Annotated in this window: 20 protein-coding genes; 8 read left to right on the top strand and 12 right to left on the bottom strand. The window is 64.5% G+C overall.

What is annotated here, in order from left to right:
- The first annotated feature begins 25 nt into the window (after positions 1 to 25).
- The 3 genes from ACLEJQ_RS06500 to ACLEJQ_RS06490 all read left to right on the top strand — a co-directional run bounded on the left by ACLEJQ_RS06500 (position 26) and on the right by ACLEJQ_RS06490 (position 2,216).
- Positions 26 to 289: a DUF2790 domain-containing protein gene (locus ACLEJQ_RS06500; RefSeq protein ID WP_440793266.1), complete on the top strand. Its 264-nt coding sequence runs from the start codon at positions 26 to 28 to the stop codon at positions 287 to 289.
- Between the two features lie 187 nt (positions 290 to 476).
- Entirely contained in the window at positions 477 to 1,688 is a 1,212-nt protein-coding gene (locus ACLEJQ_RS06495) for a cytochrome c biogenesis protein DipZ (protein ID WP_440793264.1), read from the top strand.
- Positions 1,689 to 1,886: 198 nt separating this feature from the next.
- Positions 1,887 to 2,216: a hypothetical protein gene (locus ACLEJQ_RS06490; protein WP_440793262.1), complete on the top strand. Its 330-nt coding sequence runs from the start codon at positions 1,887 to 1,889 to the stop codon at positions 2,214 to 2,216.
- A gap of 9 nt (positions 2,217 to 2,225) precedes the next feature.
- On the opposite strand, the gene ACLEJQ_RS06485 is transcribed toward ACLEJQ_RS06490, so the two are convergent.
- Positions 2,226 to 4,091 (bottom strand): sigma-54-dependent Fis family transcriptional regulator, encoded by a 1,866-nt coding sequence (locus tag ACLEJQ_RS06485; protein ID WP_440793260.1) that lies wholly within the window; start codon positions 4,089 to 4,091, stop codon positions 2,226 to 2,228.
- Positions 4,092 to 4,431: 340 nt separating this feature from the next.
- Between ACLEJQ_RS06485 and ACLEJQ_RS06480 the strand changes: the two genes are divergently transcribed.
- The 5 genes from ACLEJQ_RS06480 to ACLEJQ_RS06460 all read left to right on the top strand — a co-directional run bounded on the left by ACLEJQ_RS06480 (position 4,432) and on the right by ACLEJQ_RS06460 (position 9,795).
- Positions 4,432 to 5,502, top strand: coding sequence for an ATP-NAD kinase family protein (locus tag ACLEJQ_RS06480; RefSeq protein ID WP_440793258.1), 1,071 nt, complete (start codon positions 4,432 to 4,434; stop codon positions 5,500 to 5,502).
- Positions 5,503 to 5,505: 3 nt separating this feature from the next.
- Complete coding sequence (locus ACLEJQ_RS06475; RefSeq protein WP_440793256.1) at positions 5,506 to 6,483, top strand: thiamine pyrophosphate-dependent dehydrogenase E1 component subunit alpha; 978 nt, start codon at positions 5,506 to 5,508, stop codon at positions 6,481 to 6,483.
- A 34-nt stretch (positions 6,484 to 6,517) separates the two neighbouring features.
- Positions 6,518 to 7,534 carry an alpha-ketoacid dehydrogenase subunit beta gene (locus tag ACLEJQ_RS06470; RefSeq protein ID WP_440793254.1) on the top strand — a complete coding sequence of 339 codons (1,017 nt, stop codon included), beginning with the start codon at positions 6,518 to 6,520 and terminating at the stop codon, positions 7,532 to 7,534.
- Positions 7,534 to 8,646 (top strand): acetoin dehydrogenase dihydrolipoyllysine-residue acetyltransferase subunit, encoded by a 1,113-nt coding sequence (locus tag ACLEJQ_RS06465; protein ID WP_440793253.1) that lies wholly within the window; start codon positions 7,534 to 7,536, stop codon positions 8,644 to 8,646. The genes ACLEJQ_RS06470 and ACLEJQ_RS06465 overlap by 1 nt, the downstream gene beginning before the upstream one ends.
- Positions 8,647 to 8,730: 84 nt before the next feature.
- Positions 8,731 to 9,795: a 2,3-butanediol dehydrogenase gene (locus ACLEJQ_RS06460; RefSeq protein ID WP_440793542.1), complete on the top strand. Its 1,065-nt coding sequence runs from the start codon at positions 8,731 to 8,733 to the stop codon at positions 9,793 to 9,795.
- A gap of 68 nt (positions 9,796 to 9,863) precedes the next feature.
- Here ACLEJQ_RS06460 and ACLEJQ_RS06455 read toward each other — a convergent pair whose 3' ends face one another.
- From ACLEJQ_RS06455 to ACLEJQ_RS06405, 11 genes are all read right to left on the bottom strand, one after another.
- On the bottom strand, positions 9,864 to 10,418 hold the full coding sequence (locus ACLEJQ_RS06455) for a DinB family protein (protein WP_440793251.1): 555 nt from the start codon (positions 10,416 to 10,418) through the stop codon (positions 9,864 to 9,866).
- Between the two features lie 262 nt (positions 10,419 to 10,680).
- Positions 10,681 to 11,598, bottom strand: a complete 918-nt coding sequence (locus ACLEJQ_RS06450; protein ID WP_440793249.1) for a dihydrodipicolinate synthase family protein — start codon at positions 11,596 to 11,598, stop codon at positions 10,681 to 10,683.
- A gap of 195 nt (positions 11,599 to 11,793) precedes the next feature.
- Positions 11,794 to 12,822, bottom strand: coding sequence for a trans-3-hydroxy-L-proline dehydratase (locus ACLEJQ_RS06445; RefSeq protein ID WP_440793247.1), 1,029 nt, complete (start codon positions 12,820 to 12,822; stop codon positions 11,794 to 11,796).
- Between the two features lie 118 nt (positions 12,823 to 12,940).
- Entirely contained in the window at positions 12,941 to 13,663 is a 723-nt protein-coding gene (locus tag ACLEJQ_RS06440) for an amino acid ABC transporter ATP-binding protein (protein ID WP_440793245.1), read from the bottom strand.
- Entirely contained in the window at positions 13,656 to 14,306 is a 651-nt protein-coding gene (locus tag ACLEJQ_RS06435; protein WP_440793243.1) for an amino acid ABC transporter permease, read from the bottom strand. The genes ACLEJQ_RS06440 and ACLEJQ_RS06435 overlap by 8 nt, the downstream gene beginning before the upstream one ends.
- Before the next feature lie 24 nt (positions 14,307 to 14,330).
- Positions 14,331 to 14,996, bottom strand: coding sequence for an amino acid ABC transporter permease (locus tag ACLEJQ_RS06430; protein WP_440793241.1), 666 nt, complete (start codon positions 14,994 to 14,996; stop codon positions 14,331 to 14,333).
- Positions 14,989 to 16,755: a cis-3-hydroxy-L-proline dehydratase gene (gene lhpI / locus ACLEJQ_RS06425; RefSeq protein WP_440793239.1), complete on the bottom strand. Its 1,767-nt coding sequence runs from the start codon at positions 16,753 to 16,755 to the stop codon at positions 14,989 to 14,991. The genes ACLEJQ_RS06430 and lhpI overlap by 8 nt, the downstream gene beginning before the upstream one ends.
- Before the next feature lie 10 nt (positions 16,756 to 16,765).
- Entirely contained in the window at positions 16,766 to 17,584 is an 819-nt protein-coding gene (locus tag ACLEJQ_RS06420; protein ID WP_440793237.1) for an ABC transporter substrate-binding protein, read from the bottom strand.
- Between the two features lie 230 nt (positions 17,585 to 17,814).
- Positions 17,815 to 18,564: a helix-turn-helix domain-containing protein gene (locus ACLEJQ_RS06415; RefSeq protein WP_440793235.1), complete on the bottom strand. Its 750-nt coding sequence runs from the start codon at positions 18,562 to 18,564 to the stop codon at positions 17,815 to 17,817.
- Positions 18,565 to 19,056: 492 nt separating this feature from the next.
- Positions 19,057 to 20,313: an FAD-dependent oxidoreductase gene (locus ACLEJQ_RS06410; RefSeq protein WP_440793233.1), complete on the bottom strand. Its 1,257-nt coding sequence runs from the start codon at positions 20,311 to 20,313 to the stop codon at positions 19,057 to 19,059.
- A complete protein-coding gene (locus ACLEJQ_RS06405; protein ID WP_440793232.1) occupies positions 20,310 to 20,546 on the bottom strand; it encodes a (2Fe-2S)-binding protein in 237 nt (78 codons plus the stop codon). Before ACLEJQ_RS06405 ends, ACLEJQ_RS06410 begins: the two co-directional genes overlap by 4 nt.
- Positions 20,547 to 20,642: the final 96 nt, after the last annotated feature.

Here is a 20,642-nt window from a genome sequence, read left to right as displayed (position 1 = left end):
CCATCCATTGAACGAGGACTCCGCCATGAACACCAAAGCCATCTACGCCGCTTGCCTTTTCGCCGCGCTGAACATCTGCACCCTGTCGGCCCGGGCCGAGAGCAACGTCCAGGCGCAAACCTACCGCTACGGCACCCACCTGGATATCCAGAAGGTGCTGTCGCTTTCCGAAGACCCGGAGCCGGCCTGCGGCGTGGTCAACGCCCACATGACCTACCTGGACTCGGCAGGCCACCAGCAGAAGCTGGACTACCGCAAGTTTGCCGACAATTGCAATGAAGGTAACTGAGACCAAGGTGTCAGGGCCGTGGCGAGGGAGCTTGCTCCCGCTGGGTTGCGCAGCGACCCCAAAGCCAGCCGCCTCGGTATGCCTGGTTGACTGCTGTTGGGGCTGCTAAGCAGCCCAGCGGGAGCAAGCTCCCTCGCCACGCAAGCCTTCGCGGGTTCACGAATCCATCAATCATTGAGGTGTTGCCATGCTTCTCATCGCTTTCCTCGGCGGGATCCTGACGATCCTCAGCCCCTGTATTCTCCCGGTTGTACCGTTCCTGTTCGCCCGCGCCGACCGCTCGCGCCGGTCGGTGTTGCTGACTCTGGTCGGCATGGTGCTGACCTTTGCCCTGGTCTCGAGCCTGGCGGTGGTGAGCAGCGAGTGGGTGTTGCGTGCCAGCAGTGTCGGCCGGCAAGTCGCGCTGGTGGTGATGGTGTTGTTTGCCCTGTCGCTGATGTTCAGTCAGGTCGGGATCTGGCTGGCGCGGCCGCTGGTCAGCCTGGGCAACCGTATCGATGCCGGCGCAGGGAAGATGGCCGGGCCGCTGGGCTCGCTGCTGATCGGCGTGGCCACCGGGCTGCTCTGGGCGCCGTGCGCCGGGCCGATCCTCGGGGTGATCCTGACCGGTGCCATGCTGCAAGGCGCCAACGCCGGCACTAGCCTGTTGTTGCTGGCCTACGGGCTGGGCAGCGCCTTGTCCCTGGGCACGCTGATCTTTGCCGGACGCGGTCTGGTCGGGCGTCTGAAGCTCTCGCTGCCGGTCACTACCTGGTTGCGCCGTGGCAGCGGCGCCGTCGTACTGCTGGCCGCCGTGGCCATCGGCACGGGCGCCGATGATCGTCTGCTGGCAAGTACCTCGTCCCAAGGCTCGGCGACCCTGGAAAAAAGCCTGCTGGAGAAAGTACCGAAAGCCATCGACTACGTGGTCAGCAAGGCCAGCGCGGCTTCGATGCCGACCCTCGAATCCAAGGGCACCATGCCCTCGCTGGACGGCGCGGTGCAGTGGCTGAACTCGCCGCCGCTGAGCAGTGAGTCACTGCGGGGCAAGGTGGTGCTGGTGGATTTCTGGACCTATGACTGCATCAACTGCCAGCACACGCTGCCCTATGTGAACGATTGGGCGAAGAAATACGAGAAGGACGGGCTGGTGGTGATCGGCGTCCACACCCCGGAATACGGCTTCGAGAAGATCATCGACAACGTCCGCGAACAGGTGCGCAAGCTGGATATTCACTACCCGGTGGCCATCGACAACCAATACGCAATCTGGTGCGCCTTCGACAACCAGTACTGGCCGGCCCATTACTTCATCGATGCCAAGGGGCAGGTGCGCTACAGCCACTTTGGCGAAGGTCGCTATGGTGAGCAGGAGCAGGTGATCCAGCAGTTGTTGCAGGAGGCAAAGGCAAACCCATAACCCTGTGGCGAGGGAGCTTGCTCCCGCTGGGCCGCGAAGCGGCCCTCAATGGGGTGTGTCAGGTGAATCCATGGGGCTGCTGCGCAGCCCAGCGGGAGCAAGCTCCCTCGCCACAGTTTGTTTCTGGAACGTGCTGGCCCCTTGCTTTTGTGAACCTCGTCAAACTTGTTTTATTTCAGAAAGTTGGGCGATAAACCTATGCGTGTTTCTATGTGGGTCGTGGCGACAGTTCTGTTGACCAGCGTGGCGCTTGAGGCCCAGGCCAAGGCGCTGACGCAGAACCAGCAATCCATCTGCCGCTGGGGTTCGGACATCGCGGCGGGTGCCCAGGCGTCGAAGCTGGGCGGGATCAGCCTTTACGGCGCCCGGAAGAAGCTACAAGTGCGCAAGTTCCCCCGGCCCTGGATGCGCATGACGGCCCTGGGCATCACCGAGCAGACCTACAACAGCGCCTCGCGCCTCAAGCCGGCGGCGGTCAAGCAGACCTACTACGAACAGTGCGTGCGCCATGAGCTGGCGCAACGCTAGAGCGTGGTTTCAAGCCGGGCTTCGGCCCGGCATCTGAATTCCATGCTGGTGCACCCGTCGGTACAGGGTCGCCCGGGAGATGCCCAGGGCCCGGGCCGTGGCGGTGGGCTTCCAGCGATGGCGCACCAGGGCATCGAGCAGTGCCTGGCGCTCCGGGCTGGCGCTCGGTTCGGGCGACTGAGCGGCTGCGTCAGCACTGTGCAGCGACTCGGGCAGGTGGCTGAGCTGGATCACGCTGGCTTCGCACACTGCGCAGGCGTAGCGCAACACATGACGCAGTTGCCGCACATTGCCCGGCCAGGAATAACCGAGCAGGCATTCCAGGGCCGCGCCGCTCAGTTGTATCGCGGCGCCGCACAGCGCCGACTCTTCTGCCAGAATGCGATTGATCAACGCCAATCGGTCCGTGCGCTCACGCAGCGGGGGCAGTTGAAAGCGCGCACCGCCCAGGCGGAAGTACAAGTCCTCGCGAAACTCGCCGGCGGCCACCAGGGTCTCCAGGTCGCGGTGGGTGGCGCAGATCACCTGGATGTCCACCGCCTTGCGCCGTGAAGCCCCCAGCGGCGCGACCTCGCCCTCGGCCAGCACCCGCAACAGCCGGGTCTGCAAGGCCAGCGGCATATCACCGATTTCATCCAGGAACAGCGTCCCGCCATCGGCCTGCTGCAACAAGCCTTGCATGCCCTTGGCCGAAGCCCCGGTGAACGCCCCGGCGACATAGCCGAACAACTCGCTCTCGATCAGGCTCTCCGGGATGGCCGCGCAGTTCAGCGCGACGAAGGGGCGGTCACGGCGCTGGCTGGCCTGGTGCAACTGACGGGCAAAGACTTCCTTGCCGGCGCCGGTTTCGCCCTGGATCAGCACCGGCAGGTTGCGGTCCTTGACCCGCACCGCCAGGCGCAGGCTGTCGGCCAGACGCGGGTCCAGCTCCGCCGGGGCCATGGCCGCCCGAGGGCGCGGGGTGGCTCGCTGGCGCGGCGCGCTCAAGCGGCCGTGCAGGGCGTGATCGAGGGGATAAAGGCGCTCGTCCCGGGCCCGGTGCAGCAGTTGCTGGTCGAACACATGGCTGATGTGTTGCGGCAACTGGCCGTAGTGCCGCAACAGGAACTGCCGGGCGGCCGGGTTCAACGCTTGCAGGCAGCCGTCGTCATCCCAGGCCAGCAGGAAGTCCGGCTGGCTGTCGACGTAGCCGGCATTGCGATGAGCGCGCAGCACCCAGTAGCCCTGGGCACTGCTCATGAAGAACGCCTGTTCGATCTCCCGGGCGCTCTGCACCACCATCTGGCGGATCAGATGCTGCGAACGGCGTTCATCCGGCGAGCGCACCGCCGACACGTCCAGGACTCCGAGCAATTGCCCTTGTGGGTCGAAGACCGGCGCGGCAGAGCAGGTCAGGCCGATGAACGCCGCACGGAAATGGTCGCGCTTGTGCACCGTTACCGGCGCCTTGGCCGTCAGCACGGCCGCCACCCCGCAGGTGCCTTCTTCACCCTCCGACCAGCAAGTGCCCAGGTACAGTCCGGCCTTGCGGCAGTCATTGCGAATGGCGCTTTCCACCCGATAGTCGATGGTCTGGCCCTGGGCATCGGTCAGCAGCACGCAGTAATCGGCATCGCGCACCCGACCATGAAGGCGGGCGACTTCTTCGCTGGCGATATTGAGGAACAGCTCGGAGCGCTCGCGGCATTGCTTGAGCACGTCCTCGGACAGGATCCGCGGGCCCTGCAACGAGCCCGGATCGAGGTGGTGCTGCTCCATGGAGCGGCGCCAGGAATCGAGGATCAGGTCCGGCACCGGTAGCTGTGGCAACTGGTCGGCGTTTTTCACCACGCGACTGACGCAATCCACATGGGCTCGGGAGTGGGCGGAAAGCATAGGGGCCTCCGGTTCAGCTTCTTGTCGTTGTGCGCTCATTAAGCGCCGTCCGCCGGGTGCAGACAAGTCTGGCGCGGTGGCAAGCCATCGTGAGACGCCACGTCTCAGCGTCTCGCCGGATGCTCGTGCAGGCTGACATGCCGCGTCTCACTGGGACGAGTTCTGCTCTCACCTCCGTTTCGTTGCGAGCGCTCTGGCCTGGGTCTTACAGCGGTTCCAGAAGCTTCTGGCACTGCCCTTGCTCTATCCCCCTCAACCCGCCCGACGGGCCATCCAATAATAAAAACGAGGTCCTTATGAATGCTCACCCGGGGTTTCCCCCGTTATCCACGGTGCTGCCATGAGCCGCCGACCACTGACCGTGGGCATCATCGCCAATCCCGCGTCGGGGCGTGACGTTCGACGCCTGACCGCCCATGCCGGGCTGTTTTCCAGCACTGACAAGGTCTCGGTGATCCAGCGCTTGCTGGCGGCCTTCGGTGCCACCGGCATCGAACACGTTTTGTTGCCCACCGACATGATCGGCATGGCCGCCGCCGTGCTGAAGAACAGCCACAGCCGTCAGGCCCGCAGCAGCCACTGGCCGACTTTGGAGTTTCTTGACCTGACCCTGCGCCAGACCGTGGAAGACACCCGCAGCGCCGCACGCTTGATGGCCGAGCGCGAGGTGGCGCTGATCGCGGTGCTCGGCGGTGATGGCACCCACAAAGCGGTGGCCGCTGAAGTCGGCGACATCCCGTTGCTGACGCTGTCCACCGGCACCAATAACGCCTTCCCGGAACTGCGCGAGGCCACCAGCGCCGGGTTGGCCGGCGGCTTGTATGCCAGTGGTCGGATCCCGGCGCAGATCGGTTTGCGGCGCAACAAGCGGCTGCTGATTTGCGATGCCGCCCGCGGCATGCGCGAAGTGGCCCTGGTGGACGTTGCCGTCTCACCGCTGCGCTTCGTCGGCGCCCGGGCGATCAGCCGGGCACGGGACCTGGCCGAGGTGTTCGTGACCTTCGCCGAGCCGCAATCCATTGGCTTGTCGGCGCTGTGCGGCCTGTGGTTCCCGGTGCCGCGCCAGGCACCGGGCGGGGCCTGGATGCGCCTGGACCCGCAATCCCCCGAAGCGCTGCTGGTCCCGCTGGCCCCCGGCCTGTTGCAAGGCTGTGGCGTGCTCGCCGCCGGCCCCCTTGAGCCGGGTGTCGCCCATGACCTGTCGCTGCCTTGCGGCACGTTGGCGCTGGATGGCGAGCGGGAAATCGAATTCAACGTCCATGACCGCCCCACGGTCACCCTCGATGCCGGCGGCCCGCTGAGCATCGATGTCAACGCCGTGCTGGCCTACGCCGCGCAACAGCGTTTGCTGGCCATCGGCCGTGAACACCCGCAACACCCTCTCAATCTTCAAGACACCCCTGGAGAATAAAAAATGTCGACAACCCTGACCCACGATCAACTGCTGCACGCCTATCAGGTGATGCGCACCATCCGCGCCTTCGAAGAGCGCCTGCACGTGGAGTTCGCCACCGGCGAGATTCCCGGCTTCGTCCACTTGTATGCCGGTGAAGAAGCCTCAGCCGCTGGCGTCATGGCCCACCTGGGGGATGACGATTGCATCGCCTCCAACCACCGTGGCCACGGGCACTGTATCGCCAAGGGCGTGGACGTCTACGGAATGATGGCCGAGATCTACGGCAAGAAAACCGGCGTCTGCCAGGGCAAGGGCGGTTCGATGCACATCGCTGATCTTGAGAAAGGCATGCTCGGTGCCAACGGCATCGTCGGGGCCGGTGCGCCCCTGGTGGTAGGCGCCGCGTTGGCGGCCCGGCTCAAGGGCACCGACAGCGTCGCGGTGGTGTTCTTCGGCGACGGCGGCTCCAACGAGGGTGCGGTGTTCGAAGCGATGAACATGGCCTCGGTGTGGAACCTGCCATGCCTTTTCGTCGCCGAGAACAATGGTTATGCCGAAGCCACCGCGTCCAACTGGTCGGTGGCCTGCGACCACATCGCCGACCGCGCCGCCGGGTTCGGCATGCCGGGCGTCACGGTGGACGGTTTCGATTTCTTCGCCGTCCACGAAGCCGCCGGGGCGGCGGTCGAGCGCGCTCGGGCGGGGGAGGGGCCGTCGCTGATCGAGGTCAAGCTGACTCGTTACTACGGCCACTTCGAGGGCGACGCCCAGACCTACCGGGCACCGGATGAGGTCAAGCATTTCCGCGAACACCAGGACTGCCTGATGCAGTTCCGCGAGCGCACCACCCGGGCCGGACTGCTCTCGGTCGAGCAGCTGGACCAGATCGACAAGGAGGTGGAGCTGCTGATCGAAAACGCGGTGTACAAGGCCAAGGCCGACCCCAAGCCCACGGCGGCGGACCTGCTGACCGACGTCTACGTCTCCTATCCCTGAACGCCCTCCTAAAACAAGAAAAGAGAACTTCATCATGGCGAGAAAAATCAGCTACCAGCAGGCAATCAACGAGGCCTTGGCCCAGGAAATGCGCCGCGACTCCAGCGTGTTCATCATGGGCGAAGACGTGGCGGGCGGAGCCGGTGCGCCCGGCGAAAACGACGCCTGGGGCGGTGTGCTCGGCGTCACCAAGGGGCTTTACGATCAGTTTCCAGGGCGCGTATTGGATACGCCGTTGTCGGAAATCGGCTACGTCGGTGCCGCAGTCGGTGCGGCGACCTGTGGCGTGCGCCCGGTGTGCGAACTGATGTTCGTCGACTTCGCCGGTTGCTGCCTGGACCAGATCCTCAACCAGGCGGCGAAGTTTCGCTACATGTTCGGCGGCAAGGCCGTCACGCCGCTGGTGATCCGCACCATGGTCGGCGCCGGCCTGCGGGCAGCGGCTCAGCACTCCCAGATGCTCACGTCGCTGTGGACGCACATTCCCGGGCTCAAGGTGGTTTGTCCATCCTCGCCTTACGACGCCAAGGGCCTGCTGATCCAGGCGATCCGCGATAACGACCCGGTGATTTTCTGCGAGCACAAGTTGCTCTACAGCATGCAGGGCGAGGTGCCTGAGGAGCTCTATACCATCCCCTTCGGCGAGGCCAACTTCCTGCGCGACGGCAAGGACGTGACCCTCGTGTCGTACGGGCGGCTGGTCAATATCGCGCTGGAGGCGGCGCGCAGCCTGGCCGGGCGCGGCATCGATTGTGAAGTGATCGACCTGCGCACCACCAGCCCGATGGACGAGGACAGCATCCTCGAAAGCGTGGAAAAGACCGGGCGCCTGGTGGTGATCGACGAAGCCAACCCGCGCTGCTCCATGGCCACCGACGTTTCGGCGCTGGTGGCGCAAAAAGCTTTTGGCGCACTCAAGGCGCCGATTGAAATGGTCACCGCGCCCCATACCCCGGTGCCGTTCTCCGACTCTCTGGAAGACCTGTACATCCCTGACGCGGCGAAGATCGAACAAGCCGTGCTCGACGTGATTGAGTGGAGCAAGCGCTGATGAGCCAGATTCATACCCTGACCATGCCCAAGTGGGGCCTGTCGATGACCGAAGGCCGGGTCGATGCCTGGCTCAAGGAAGAAGGCCAGGCCATTGCCAAGGGCGACGAAGTGATGGACGTGGAGACCGACAAGATCTCCAGCAGTGTCGAAGCGCCGTTCTCCGGGGTGTTGCGCCGGCAGATCGCCCGTCAGGACGAAACCCTGGCGGTCGGTGCCTTGCTTGGGATCGTCGTGGAAGGCGAGGCCAGCGACGCCGAGATCGATGCGGTGATCGAGCAGTTCCAGTCCTGCTTCGTGCCCGGCGATAGCGCCGACGAAGACAGCGGCCCCAAACCACAGAAAATCGAGCTGGACGGCCGGGTGATTCGCTACTTCGAGCGCGGCGAAGGCGGCACACCGTTGGTGCTGGTGCATGGGTTTGGTGGCGACCTGAATAACTGGCTGTTCAACCACGAGGCGCTGGCGGCCGGGCGGCGGGTCGTTGCCTTGGACTTGCCGGGGCACGGCGAATCCGGCAAGACCTTGCAGCGCGGTGACCTGGATGAGTTGAGTACGGTGGTGCTGGGCCTGCTCGACCATCTGGATATCAACGGCGCGCATTGGGTCGGGCATTCCATGGGCGGCGCCGTTTCATTGAATGCTGCACGGCTGGCGCCCGAGCGGGTGCGCTCCCTGACGCTGATCGGCAGTGCCGGCCTGGGCTCCGAGATCAACGGCGGTTATCTGCAAGGCTTCGTCGAAGCCGCCAGCCGTAATGCCCTCAAGCCGCAACTGGTGCAACTGTTCTCCAACGCCGAGCTAGTCACCCGGCAGATGCTTGACGACATGCTCAAGTACAAGCGCCTGGAAGGCGTGGACGCGGCGCTCCAGCAGTTGGCGGCGACGTTGTTTGCCGACGGTCGCCAGCAGACTGACCTGCGCGAGGTGGTGCAGGCCGGCCAGGCTCCGGCCTTGGTGATCTGGGGCAGCGACGACGCGATCATTCCGGCGGCCCACAGCGATGGGTTGGCGGCGCGGGTCGAGGTGCTTCCCGGCCAGGGGCACATGGTCCAGATGGAAGCGGCCGAGCAGGTCAACCGGCTGATCCTTGAATTCATCCAACAGCACTGATCGAGTGGGCGGCGAGCAGGCTCGGCGCCCCTACATAAATTTGGAGGCAACGTCATGAACGTTTCAATCAAGCCCACCCGCAGCATGCGGGCCGCTGTCTGGCACGGCCGCAACGACATCCGCGTCGAAGACGTACCGCTGCCCGTTACGCCGCCCGCCGGTTGGGTGCAGATCCGCGTGCAGTGGTGCGGCATCTGCGGCTCCGACCTGCATGAATACGTGGCCGGGCCGGTGTTCATTCCGGTAGACGCACCGCACCCGCTGACCGGGATCAAGGGCCAGTGCATCCTCGGTCATGAGTTCTGCGGCGAAATCGTCGAGCTGGGCGCCGGTGTCGAGGGGTTCAGTGTCGGCGAGCCGGTGGCGGCCGACGCTTGCCAACACTGCGGCACCTGTTACTACTGCACCCATGGCTTGTACAACATCTGCGAAAACCTGGCGTTCACCGGGTTGATGAACAACGGCGCGTTTGCCGAACTGGTCAACGTCCCGGCCAACCTGCTCTACAAGTTGCCGGCCGGTTTCCCGGCGGAGGCCGGTGCGCTGATCGAACCGTTGGCGGTGGGCATGCACGCGGTGAAAAAGGCCGGCAGCCTGCTGGGCCAGAACGTGGTGGTGGTCGGCGCCGGTACGATTGGCCTGTGCACCATCATGTGCGCCAAGGCCGCCGGCGCGGCCCAGGTGATCGCGCTGGAAATGTCCGGCGCGCGCAAGGCCAAGGCCCTGGAAGTCGGCGCCAGCCATGTGATCGATCCGAACGACTGCGACGCGCTGGCCGAAGTACGGCGCCTGACCGGCGGCCTGGGAGCCGATGTCAGCTTCGAGTGCATCGGCAACAAACACACCGCCAAACTGGCCATCGACCTGATCCGCAAGGCTGGCAAGTGCGTGCTGGTGGGTATTTTCGAGGAGGCCAGCCAGTTCAACTTCTTCGAGCTGGTATCCACCGAGAAGCAGGTACTCGGCGCGCTGGCCTACAACGGCGAATTCGCCGACGTGATCGCCTTCATCGCCGACGGGCGCCTGGATATCTCGCCGCTGGTGACCGGGCGTATCCAGCTGGAGGAAATCGTCGGGCAGGGGTTCGAGGAACTGGTCAATAACAAGGAACACAACGTGAAAATCATCGTGTCCCCCGCACGAATCTGAGGGCGCCCGACGTGGGCGATTGGCGATGACCGGTAGCGGTCATCGCATTTTTTCCAAGCGCTATCGCTTCAATCCAATAGAAAACCGCGCCAGACGTACGGGGCGCTGAGCTGTAATGCCTGTTCTTCTTTCTCACGAAACCGCCGATCACAGTCGAGGAAAAACTCGTCGAGCTGGGGTGGCGGGACATCCGTGCCGCTGAGCATGCCATGGACCTGGCCGCGGTGATGAATCTGGTGTTCGAACAAGTGCAGCAGGAGCCGGTCGATACGTTCCTGTACTACGCCGTCGACCCGTACCAGGTCCACCTTCCGGGCGAGGTCTTGCTCCCGTAGCGATTGACAGAACGTCACCAGGCGCCGATCGGTTCGGGTCTGGTGCTGCATGAGCGAGGCAAAGGCCAGGGCCTGGGAAAAATCCTGGTCCTGGCCTTCACGATCGCCTTCCAGGGCAGTCAGGTAATAGCGGTCCACTTCGAGGATGTGGCAGAGCGTACCCTGGATCGAAGGGAAGAAGCCTGTGCGAGGGGCCAGGTATTGGGCCTCGCTCAACTGCGCGCAGGCGTTGAGCAGCCTATGATTGGCCCATTGGTTGTTCAGGGCCTGCGCCAGGAAATAGTTCATGGGGAGCCTGTGTTGCAAATGTGTGAAAGCGAGCCGGTGCACTCAGCATAGCCGGTCCCGGGTGGACCGCTATCGCGAGCAGGCTCGCTCCCACATTGGCCGGGGTGTGCCGAGCAATCGCAGCCAGGACAGATTCCCTTGTGGGAGCGAGCCTGCTCGCGATGGCGGTGTGTCAGCCACCGCAGAGTCGACTGATAGATCACTATCGCGAGCAGGCTCGCTCCCACAGGGGGCCGTGTCAGCCAATGACTTCGGGTAACGCCTAAAGCCCCACATCCGGCAACGCCGGCCGGTTCGCCATCGCCTTGGCCATGATCTGCTCCACATACACCCGATCCGCCTCCGGCAAGGCCAGGCGCGGTGGGCGGGTGAGGGCGCTGCCGCGGCCGGCGATGGCTTCGCACAGTTTGATGCATTGCACCAGGTCGGCGCGGGCGTCCAGGTGCAGGATCGGCATCAGCCATTCGTAGATCGGCATCGCTTCGGCAAAGCGCCCGGCGCGGGCCAGGCGGAAGATGGTCTCGCCTTCTTTGGGGAACACGTTGGACATGCCCGACACCCAGCCTTCGGCGCCGACGGCAAGGCTCTCCAGCACCACGTCGTCAAGCCCGGCGAACAGCACGAAGCGATCATCCACTTCATTGCGCACGTCGATGAAGCGTCGGGTGTCGCCGGACGAATCCTTGAAACACACCACGTTGTCGCAATCGGCCAGGGAAATCAGGATGTCCGGGGTCACGTCGTTCTTGTAGATCGGCGGGTTGTTGTAAACCATCAGCGGCACGTCGGCATGCCGGGCCACGTAGCGGAAGTGCTCAGCGGTTTCGAACGGCTTGGAGCCGTATACCAGCGCCGGCATCAGCATCACTCCATCGACGCCGACCTTGCGCACAGCGTTGGCAACCTTGGCCGCTTGCACGCTGGTGAATTCGGCCACCCCGCAGATCACCGGCACCCGGCCACGGGAAGCGTCCACCGCGACTTCGGTCACGGCGATTTTCTCTTCGGCGCTCAGGGAAGTGTTTTCCCCCACCGAACCGCAGACCACCAGGCCCGATACACCGTCACGGATCACGTTGGAAATCACCTGGTGGGTTTTTTCCAGGTTGATGGAAAAGTCATCGTTGAATTGGGTGGTGACGGCGGGGAATACGCCGCTCCAGTTGATGCGTTTGCTCATGGTTGTCTCCGGTGGATGTTATTTCGTATACGAAAATGTTTATGAAAAATTGCAGCACCCTGTGGCGAGGGAGCTTGCTCCCGCTGGGCTGCGCAGCAGCCCCCCATGGATTCGCCTGACATACCCGGTTGGGGGCCGCTTCGCGACCCAGCGGGAGCAAGCTCCCTCGCCACGGGGGCTGTGTGATTTCAAGCGTCATGCGCCGGGCCAGGTATCCGAGAGCCGGTAGCCCTGCGGCCAGGGATCGGCTGGGTCCAGCAGCAATTGATGGGTGCCGGTGATCCAGGCTCGTCCGGCAATGCACGGATAGATCGCCGGGCGTCCGGCCAGGTCGGTCAGCGAGTCGATGCGGCAATGAAATTCGGAGCCGATGATCGAGCGCCCGATGAAGCGGTCGCCCACCTGCATCCGCCCCTTGGCCTGCAACACGGCCATGCGCGCCGAGCAACCGGTGCCGGTGGGGGAGCGGTCGATCTTGCCGGGCTGTATCACCACGGCGTTGGCGCCGGTGGCGATGCCGTTCTCCTGGACGATGGGCGCGGCAATCTGGCAGAACGAAATGTGCGACCAGTCGGGGTTCAGCGGATGGACGAAGCCCAGCTGTTCATTGGCTGCCCGGGTGATTCTGAGCCCGACGGCCACCAGGTCGGCGGCTTCGTCGGGACAGATGGAAAACCCCAGGCGCTGGGCGTCGGCGATGACAAAACTGTCACCGCCGTAGGCCGTGTCCACCTGCAACGAGCCCAGACCTTCGACTTCGACCCAGGCGTCGAGGCGGTCGGCGAAGGACGGCACGTTCTTGATCTCCACCCGTTGCACCTTGCCGTCGCGGCAGTCGGCCACGGCTTCGATCAGTCCGCCCGGCGCCTCCAGCACCAGGCGGGTCTGGGGTTCGGTCATCGGCAGGATGCCGCTGTCCAGCAGCACGGTCGCCACGCACAGCGAGTTGGAACCGGACATCGGCGGCGTGTCGGCCGGCTCCATGATGATCCAGGCCATCTGCGCCCGCGGGTCCTTGGCCGGCACCAGCAGGTTGACGTGACGGAACACCCCGCCACGGGGTTCGTTGAGTACGAAGTTGCGCAGGGTCTGGTCGCGGGCGATCCAGCGCGATTGTTCCCACACGGTGGCGCCAGGGGGAGGGGCGATGCCGCCGACGATCACATCGCCGACTTCGCCTTCGGCGTGGCAGCTGATGATGTGGATGATCTTGGATGAGCGCATGGGGTGGGTCCTTGGGTTGTCTGTTCGGGCCTCATCGCGAGCAGGCTCGCTCCCACATGGGATTTGCGTGCGGCACCGTCCCCTGTGGGAGCGAGCCTGCTCGCGATAGGGCCATCAGTTATTTCACCGACCTGAGAAACGCCGCCGTCTCCGGCTGCACTGGATTGCCAATCACCTGGTCCGGCGGTCCGATCTCATGCACCCGGCCATTGCAGAAGAACGCCACGCGGTCGGACACGTCGCGGGCGAAGCGGATTTCGTGGGTCACCAGCACCATGGTCATGCCGTCTTCGGCGAGCATGCGCATGGTGTCCAGTACTTCGCCCACCAACTGCGGGTCGAGGGCCGAGGTGGCTTCGTCGAACAGCATGTAGTCCGGCGACATCGCCAGCGCCCGGGCAATCGCCATGCGCTGCTGCTGGCCGCCGGAAAGCTTGCTGGGAAAGGCCTTGAGCTTGTCCCCAAGGCCGACGTGTTCGAGCTGGCGCACCGCGAGGGCTTCGGCGTCCTGCTTGCTTTTGCCCAGCACCTTGCGGGGCGCCAGCATCACGTTTTCCAGCACGGTCAGGTGCGGGAAGGCATTCCACTGCTGGAAGACGATGCCGATTTTCTGCCGCAAATGGTTGAGGTCGGTGGCCCGGTCGTGGACCTCGACACCGTCCACCCGAATACTGCCTTGCTGGATCGGCTCCAGGCCGTTGATGCACATCAGCAGCGTCGATTTGCCGGAGCCGGAGCCGCCGATGATCGACACCACTTCGCCTTTGTCCACGGTCAGGCTCACGCCCTTGACCACTTCCAGGTCGCCGAAGGATTTATGCACGTTTTCGATCTCAATCATTTTCCTGCCACCTTGTTTCCAGGCGTGCGCCGAGGCGGGCGACCACCAGGCTCATGACGTAGTAGATGAGGCCCGCGATGCACAGCACCAGGAGCGGTTCCTGGATGCGGGTCACGATGGTTTGCGAAGCGCGCAGCAACTCGACGATGCCGATCCACATCACCAGCGCCGTGTCTTTCATCACCCCCAGCACCAGGTTCAGCCAGCCGGGAAAGGCCACCCGCGTGGCAATCGGCAGGACGATGAAACGCAGGTCCTGCAGGTAGCTCAGGCCTAGGGAACGGCTGGCCCGTCGGGTACTCAACGGCACCGCGAGCACACCGCCGCGGACGATTTCGGTGAAGTACGCGGCGGCATAAACCCCCAGCACGATGCAACCGACGGCGAAGGCGCTGATGTTCAGACCGGCGATGCTCTTCAAGGAATTGAACAGCACGAACTGGATCAGCAGCGGCACGCTGCGAAACACGTCCAGTACCCAGGCCAGCGGCAGGCTGGCCCGTGGCAGCAGCGCCCGCACCAGGCCGAACAGCAACCCGGCCAGGGTCCCCAGCAGGATCGACCACGCGGTCAGTTGCAGCGTGACCCAGGCCCCTTCGAGCAGGAACAGCAGGTCGTTGACGGTGAGGCTTGTGGCAAACATGACGCGCCCTCAATAACGATGCTTTCAGTAACGAAAGAGCCGCCAGGACAACAGTCGGGCCAGCCCGACGATCAGCTTGGCGATCAGGTAGTACAGCGCCGCCGCGAGGGCGAAGTATTCGAAAGTGCGGAAGGTCTTGACGTTGTATTCCTGGGTGACGCCGGTGAGGTCGTTGTTCAGGCCGACCACCACCCCCAATGACGTCATCAGCACCGCCCAGACCATCTGGTTGGTCAGCGGGTAGAAGACGATGCGCAACAACTGCGGGACGATGATCATCCGGTACGCCTGGAACGCGCTCATGCCCAGGGAGCGGGCGGCGCGCATCTGCGTGCCGGGCACGGCCTTGAGGCCGCCGCGAAAGTTTTCCGCCAGGTAACCGGCGTTGTTGAAGGTTATCCCCGCCAGCAACGCGAGCCATGAACTGACGTGCAGACCGAGGGAACCGAGGCCGAAGTAGAGGATGTAGATCTGGAACAGCGAAGGCGTGTTGCGGGCGATCGACACCCAGCCATTGCCCACGCCGCGCAGCAACGGGTTGCGCGCCTGGCGCATCACCGTCAATACCAGGGCGATCAGCACGCCGAAGATCATCGACAGCGCGGCCGTCTCGAACGTCACCCAGGCGCCGGCGAGCATGTCCGGCAGGGCGCGCAGGGCTGGGCGCCACTGGAAACTGTAGTCAAACATGGGCGGGCGTCCTCGGTTGGAGCCAGGCCGGCGGCTGGCCGCTGGCCTGGGCGGTGCACGCGGCCTCGACGCAGTCGGCCAGGCTGGCGAAGTGCACGCCGCGCCCGACCAGGCCCGGCGCGTAATGGGCGTATTTGCCGGAATTGGTCATCAGCGTCGTGGCTTGGGGCGGGATCACCGGTTCACCCACCATGCACCAGCAGGTGTCGGTCACCAGGATCGCACCGAACGTTTCGATGGCACTCAGGTGGCCGGCCTGGCGCGCCTGTTCCAGCACAGCGCGACCGCAGGTGATCGCCAGCACCACGTCCGGATGCTTGGTCCGGCCTGCGCACAGCGTCGCCAGGTTGGCAAACTCACTGACGGAAAAATGCGGGTTGCCCAGGGAGACCACGTCCACTCGCTTGTCCCGGGCGCTGTTGAGCTCGCGCCAGCTGGCAAGTAGGCCTGCGACGTCGACCGTTTGCGCTGTCAGCGGGGTGCCCGCGTCCATTACGCTGGCCGGAGCGAGGGCTTCCGGTGTGACCCCGGCGATGTGGAACAACGGCGCGGCGCTGGTGGTGGCGAAGGCGGCGCCGAAGGCTTTCAGGTCATCCAGGGTCGGGGCGGCGTGTTCCAGGCCGCGGATCAGTGGGATGCGCCGGCCCGTCAGGCTACCGATGTGGTAGCCCAGCAGCGGGTAGAAACTGTCGTCCACGCGCCCCAGCGTCGGCATTTCGATGATCAGCTCGGCCTTGCGCTGTTCGTCGAGGTGGCAGCCGGTCAGGGGGGCGCGTCCGCACAGGGCAATGCAGATGTCGAGGAAGTCCGGGTACTTCTGCGTGCGTGCACCGAGCACGCTGTTGGCGTAAACCACTGCGTTGGATTCGGCCCAGACGATCTGCTCGCCGGCCTTGGGCGCGCTGTCCAGCAAATACGGCGCGCAGGTGAAACTCAGCTGCGCACCCATCGCCATGTAGGCATCGCCCAGGGCGCTGGCCGGTTCGCCCAGGGCCGGATCGACGCCCAGCTTCCGCCAGCGCCGCTGGTCCACGGAGATGGCATTGAGGGTGGTCGGCACGCGCACCTTCGCGCCCCATTGCACCAGTTGTTCGGCGAAGCGCAGGCTGGCCGGACCGGTGTAGATGCAGCCGTCGATATGGGCCTGGGTCACGTCCAACAATTGCGTGGCGCCCTGGATATCGGCCATGCGCAGCACGATCTGCATCGCCACCTGGGCGGCCTTGCCATGGGCGCCGTCGAGCAGCGCCCGGTCCTGTTCGGATAAGCAAAGGGTTGAGGGTGAGGGCGTCTGCAACGGCACATCGGCGGCTTGCCAATGGTCACTGGGACGCCGCCCGGACAATGTCAGGCGCTCGCCCTCCAGGCGCACAAAGCCCTGGCCGCGCAGTTTGCCGAACGCTGCGTGGCCCACGCACAACACCGGCAGTGAACGCTGGAAAATCACCTGGGCCACCAGCACCCCCAGCGTCAGGATCTCATCGGCTTCGGCCAGCACCAGGGCGGCCGGCGCGTGGCCGTTGCTGATCAGCTCCATCAGCACGCTGCTGCCGGTGCACGAACCGCGTCCGCTGGGAATCGCCAGCACCCGCCCGGCCAGGCGTTCGCCGCTCAGCGGATGGTGCCGGTCGATGACTTCGCCACTGACCGGATCGACGCCGCCCCAGAAACTCAGGCCCACATCGGCGAACAGCAGGGCGCCCTCGGCGGCACCCTCCACCAGGCTGCGACCGCTGACGCGGACAGGCTTGCTCGGCATGCCGCGATCCTCAGTAGTAGACCTGGGGCACGGTCAGGTTGGTCGGCGGAATCTCGGTGCCGACCCATTTGACGAACAACTCCTTGTAACGGCCGGTGCGCACTTGCTGGTTGACGAACAGGTTGAGGTAGTTGATCAGGCCGTACTCGCTGCGCTTGGCGCCGAGGGACACATAATCGATGACGTAGGGCGCGTCGCCGGCGATTTTCAGGTTCTTGTATTTGCCGGATTTGATCGTGGCGGCGGCGACGGTGTTGGTCACCACTGTCGCGTCGATGTGTCCCTGGGCGACGGCCAGCAGCGTGTCGTTCTGCGACTGGTAGGCGCGGAAACTGCCGCTGCCCCAGCTCTTCTGGTCTTTTTCCAGGGCGATGGCTTCATAGGTGCCGCTGGTATTGCCCAAGGCCTTGCCCTTGAGATCGGCGTAACTGTTGATGCCGGTGTTGTCGCGGGTCAGCACTACCATCTGGAAGGCGAAGTAGGGCACGGTCAGGCCGACGGTCTTGGCCCGCTCCAGGGTGTCCGAAGTGGACGCGACGATCACATCGGCGCGACCGGAGATCAGCGCCGGGATCCGGTCAGGGAACGGTGTTTCCACTATTTCGGCGTCTACGCCGAGGACTTTCGCCAGATCATGGCAGTAATCGACATCGAAGCCTGCCGGCTTGTTGCTTTCGTCACGAAAGCCCATGGGCGGGAAGTCCAGGGTCACGGCGCAACGCAGCTTGCCGGAGCCGATGATGTCGTCGAGTTTGTCGGCCTGGGCCGGGGCAATGAAAAGCGGGGTGAGGACAACGCTGAGGGCTACGACCAGTACTGGGTTCTTCATAAATGCCTCGCTGTCGAATAAATGCGGTGAGATATCGTATTGAGGATTTCGTATACGATATTAGATAAGCAAGCGGCGTGCCTGTTTGACGGAAACCCACCGAATCGCCTCGCAGCCTTGATTCAGAGGCTTGTCATGAAAGAAGAGGGATCAGTTGGGCGACGCGCGAGGTGTGTGGAGTGTTACAGATGGGAGCAATCCGAGAGCCGTCGCCCCATCAGGGAACACGCTCAGCGTCGGTTTTCACGATATTGGCTGGGCGACAGGCTGGTCAGGGCACGAAATTGACGGCTGAAAGCGCTGTGGTCGGTGTAACCGCAGCGCAGGGCGATTTCGGTGATCGGCAGATCCTTGTCCAGCAGCAACCGTGACGCCTCTTCCAGGCGCGCCTTGTGAATCATCTGCCGCGGTGTGAGCTGAAAGATCCGCTTGCAGTGCCGCTCCAGCTGCGCCACCGACAACCCGGCGATGGCGGTCAGTTCGGCGAGGCTGATGGGCTGGGCGAAGTGCTGTTTGATGTGAGCGTCGACCGCTGCCAGTTTCTGGAAGGCCGGATGGCTCGATTGCGGCAGTTGCAGGTCGCGGGAGATCCCGGCCAGGCCGACGGTCTGGCCTTCGGGGTCGTGCAGCGCCAGTTTGTGGGTCAGGCACCACACCGGTTGGTTGCCGTAGTACAGGTGCAGTTCGAGCTGGTCGGCCAGTTCGCGGCCGCTGGATAGAACGCGGCGGTCCTGTTCGGTGTAGAGCGGGCCGAAGCGTTCGGGGAAGACTTGTTCGGCGGTCAGGCCCAGCAGGTCGGCGCTGTGCTTGAAGCCACAGCGCCGGGCCAGGGTCTGGTTGACGAAGGCGTAGCGAGCCTGGCTGTCCTTGATGAAGAATACGACGTCGGCCAGGGTGTCGAGCAGTGGTGCGATGGGTTGCAGGCTGCTTAGCAGGGTGTCCAGATCGCAGGGGGGCAGGGTGGTGAGCGAGGGGTACATGGGGGCTCGGTTCTGGAGGGGGACGTTGGGATCATAGGGGGAAAGTTGTTTGGGTTCACTTGGTTCGTTGGTTTGGTGATTGAGTGGGTGTTCGTTGTTGCGGTCGATTACATATCCGTTGCTGCGGTAACGGCTGCTGGTGGTTCCGCCCTTACGGCGGCTTACTTTTGAGAAGCGCAAAAGTAAGCAAAACGCTTTTGCCCCACCACTGGGCACCTCGCCGAGGCTCGGTGTTCCCTCACTCCGGCATTGCTCCGTGGGCCCGCCGCGATGGGCCATCCATGGCCCTGCGCGGCTATCCCGGCATCCATGCCGGGATGCCCACTGCGCAATGCCTGCGTTCGGCCCTTGTGGTTGATGGGGCGTCTAAGATCAAAAGCGAAGCAAAGCAAAGCAAAGCAAAGCAAAGCGAAGCAAAAGCAAAAGCAAAAGCGAGGCGGCTTGACGGCGGTTCTGGTTCTCCAGGCTGTACTTAGGTGCAGCTGTGCAGGTTTAGGGGGATGGGGTTTGGTCCAGGTCCAGCAAGGTTTCGATCCGCGCCGGGTTGAAGGGTGGGCGCGGTGTTGGTGGGGGCCAGCCGAACAAGTGCTGCAGCGCCGCGCCGCAGACTCGGCCTTGGCAGGCGCCCATGCCGCAGCGGCTGGCGAGTTTGGCTTCACGCCAGTGTTCATGGCTGGACAATTCGGCGTAGGGCACGTCCTCGCAGCGGCACACCAGCGTGTCGTCACGCGCCAGGGTCTTGAGGCGTGGATCAAGGGCGAAGGCTTTGTTCAAGGCTTGGGCGAAACCCTGCCAGCGTGCCCGACGCGGCCACAGGCGTTGTGCAGCCGTGGTGTTACCGACTGCGGCATGGCCGGCGATGGCGCCTTCTACCAGAGACAGTTCGCTGCCACCGAAACCGGTGCATTCGCCCGCGGCGTAATGGTCTGCGCGGGTGGTGGCTTGCCAGGTATCGACCGCGAGGCCGTGGCCTTGCAAGGCGCAGCCCAGGGCCTGGCCGAGCTGGGTGTTGGCGACCAGGCCGAATCCGCAGGCCAGTCGGTCGCAGGCCAGTTCAATCGTCCGGCCTCGCTGCGACAGGCGCACGCCTTCGAGCCGCTCGCGCCCCAGCGCCTCCAGTACATGGGTATCGGTGCGATACCCGGCGTCGTACAAACCGAACGATTGAAAAAGTTTGCCTGGCCAGCGCGGCAGTTGCGCGGCGAATCCGGCCACGGCGGCGCGCCTGGCTTGCTCGGCGATTCGCAGTACCTGGGCGCCTTGGTGTTTCGCGGTGGCGGCGCTGGCTAACAGCAACGGGCCGCTGCCGGCGATCACCAATCGTTCGCCACGCACCGGCAAGCCACCCTTGATCAACGCCTGCAAGCCACCGGCCCCGGTCACGCCGGGCAAGGTCCAGCCGGGGAAGGGCAGCAGCAATTCGCGGGCGCCGGTGCAGAGGATCAGGCGTTCGTAAGTGATCAGCCAACCGCGCTCGGCATCCTCGATCAGCAGGATTTTGTCGGCGGCTTGGGCGATGACCCGAGCGCCGGCGTAGCAACGGACGTTGCTGCACGCCTGTAACCGTGCGCGCAGGCGTCGCGCCTGGCCGGGCAACTCGGCCTGGGGACCGTCGCGCCAGATCTGGCCGCCGGGCATCGGGTTGTCATCCAGCAGCACGATGCGTGCACCGCTGCTTGCAGCGGCCAGGGCGGCGGCCATGCCGGCGGGGCCGGCGCCGATGATCAGCAGTTCAGTGGTTTCGTTCATGGTCGGGTCTGCACATGCATGCCGTCACGGCACAGGGTCTGGCACGCCAGGCGCCGACGGCCGTCGATGGTTACCCGACATTCCTGGCAGATGCCCATGCCGCACAAGGGCGCACGGCGCTGGCCGCTGACCGAGGTGCGACTGGAGCCGTCGGAGCCCAGCGCCAGGGCTGCGGCGACGCTGGTGCCGTCGGCTACTTGCAGCGGGCGGCCGTCGAGGAATAAGTCAGGCATAGGTCCCGTCCTTGGTTAAACGGATGTCAGGGGGAAACTCACCTCCCGTGGCAAGGGAGCTTGCTCCCGCTGGGCTGCGCAGCAGACCCGAGATTG

This window comes from Pseudomonas sp. SMV71 (genome assembly GCF_052042015.1).
Classification (GTDB): domain Bacteria; phylum Pseudomonadota; class Gammaproteobacteria; order Pseudomonadales; family Pseudomonadaceae; genus Aquipseudomonas.
The sequence above is the reverse complement of the archived record's forward strand: the minus strand, read 5'-3'. Positions and strand labels throughout refer to the sequence as shown.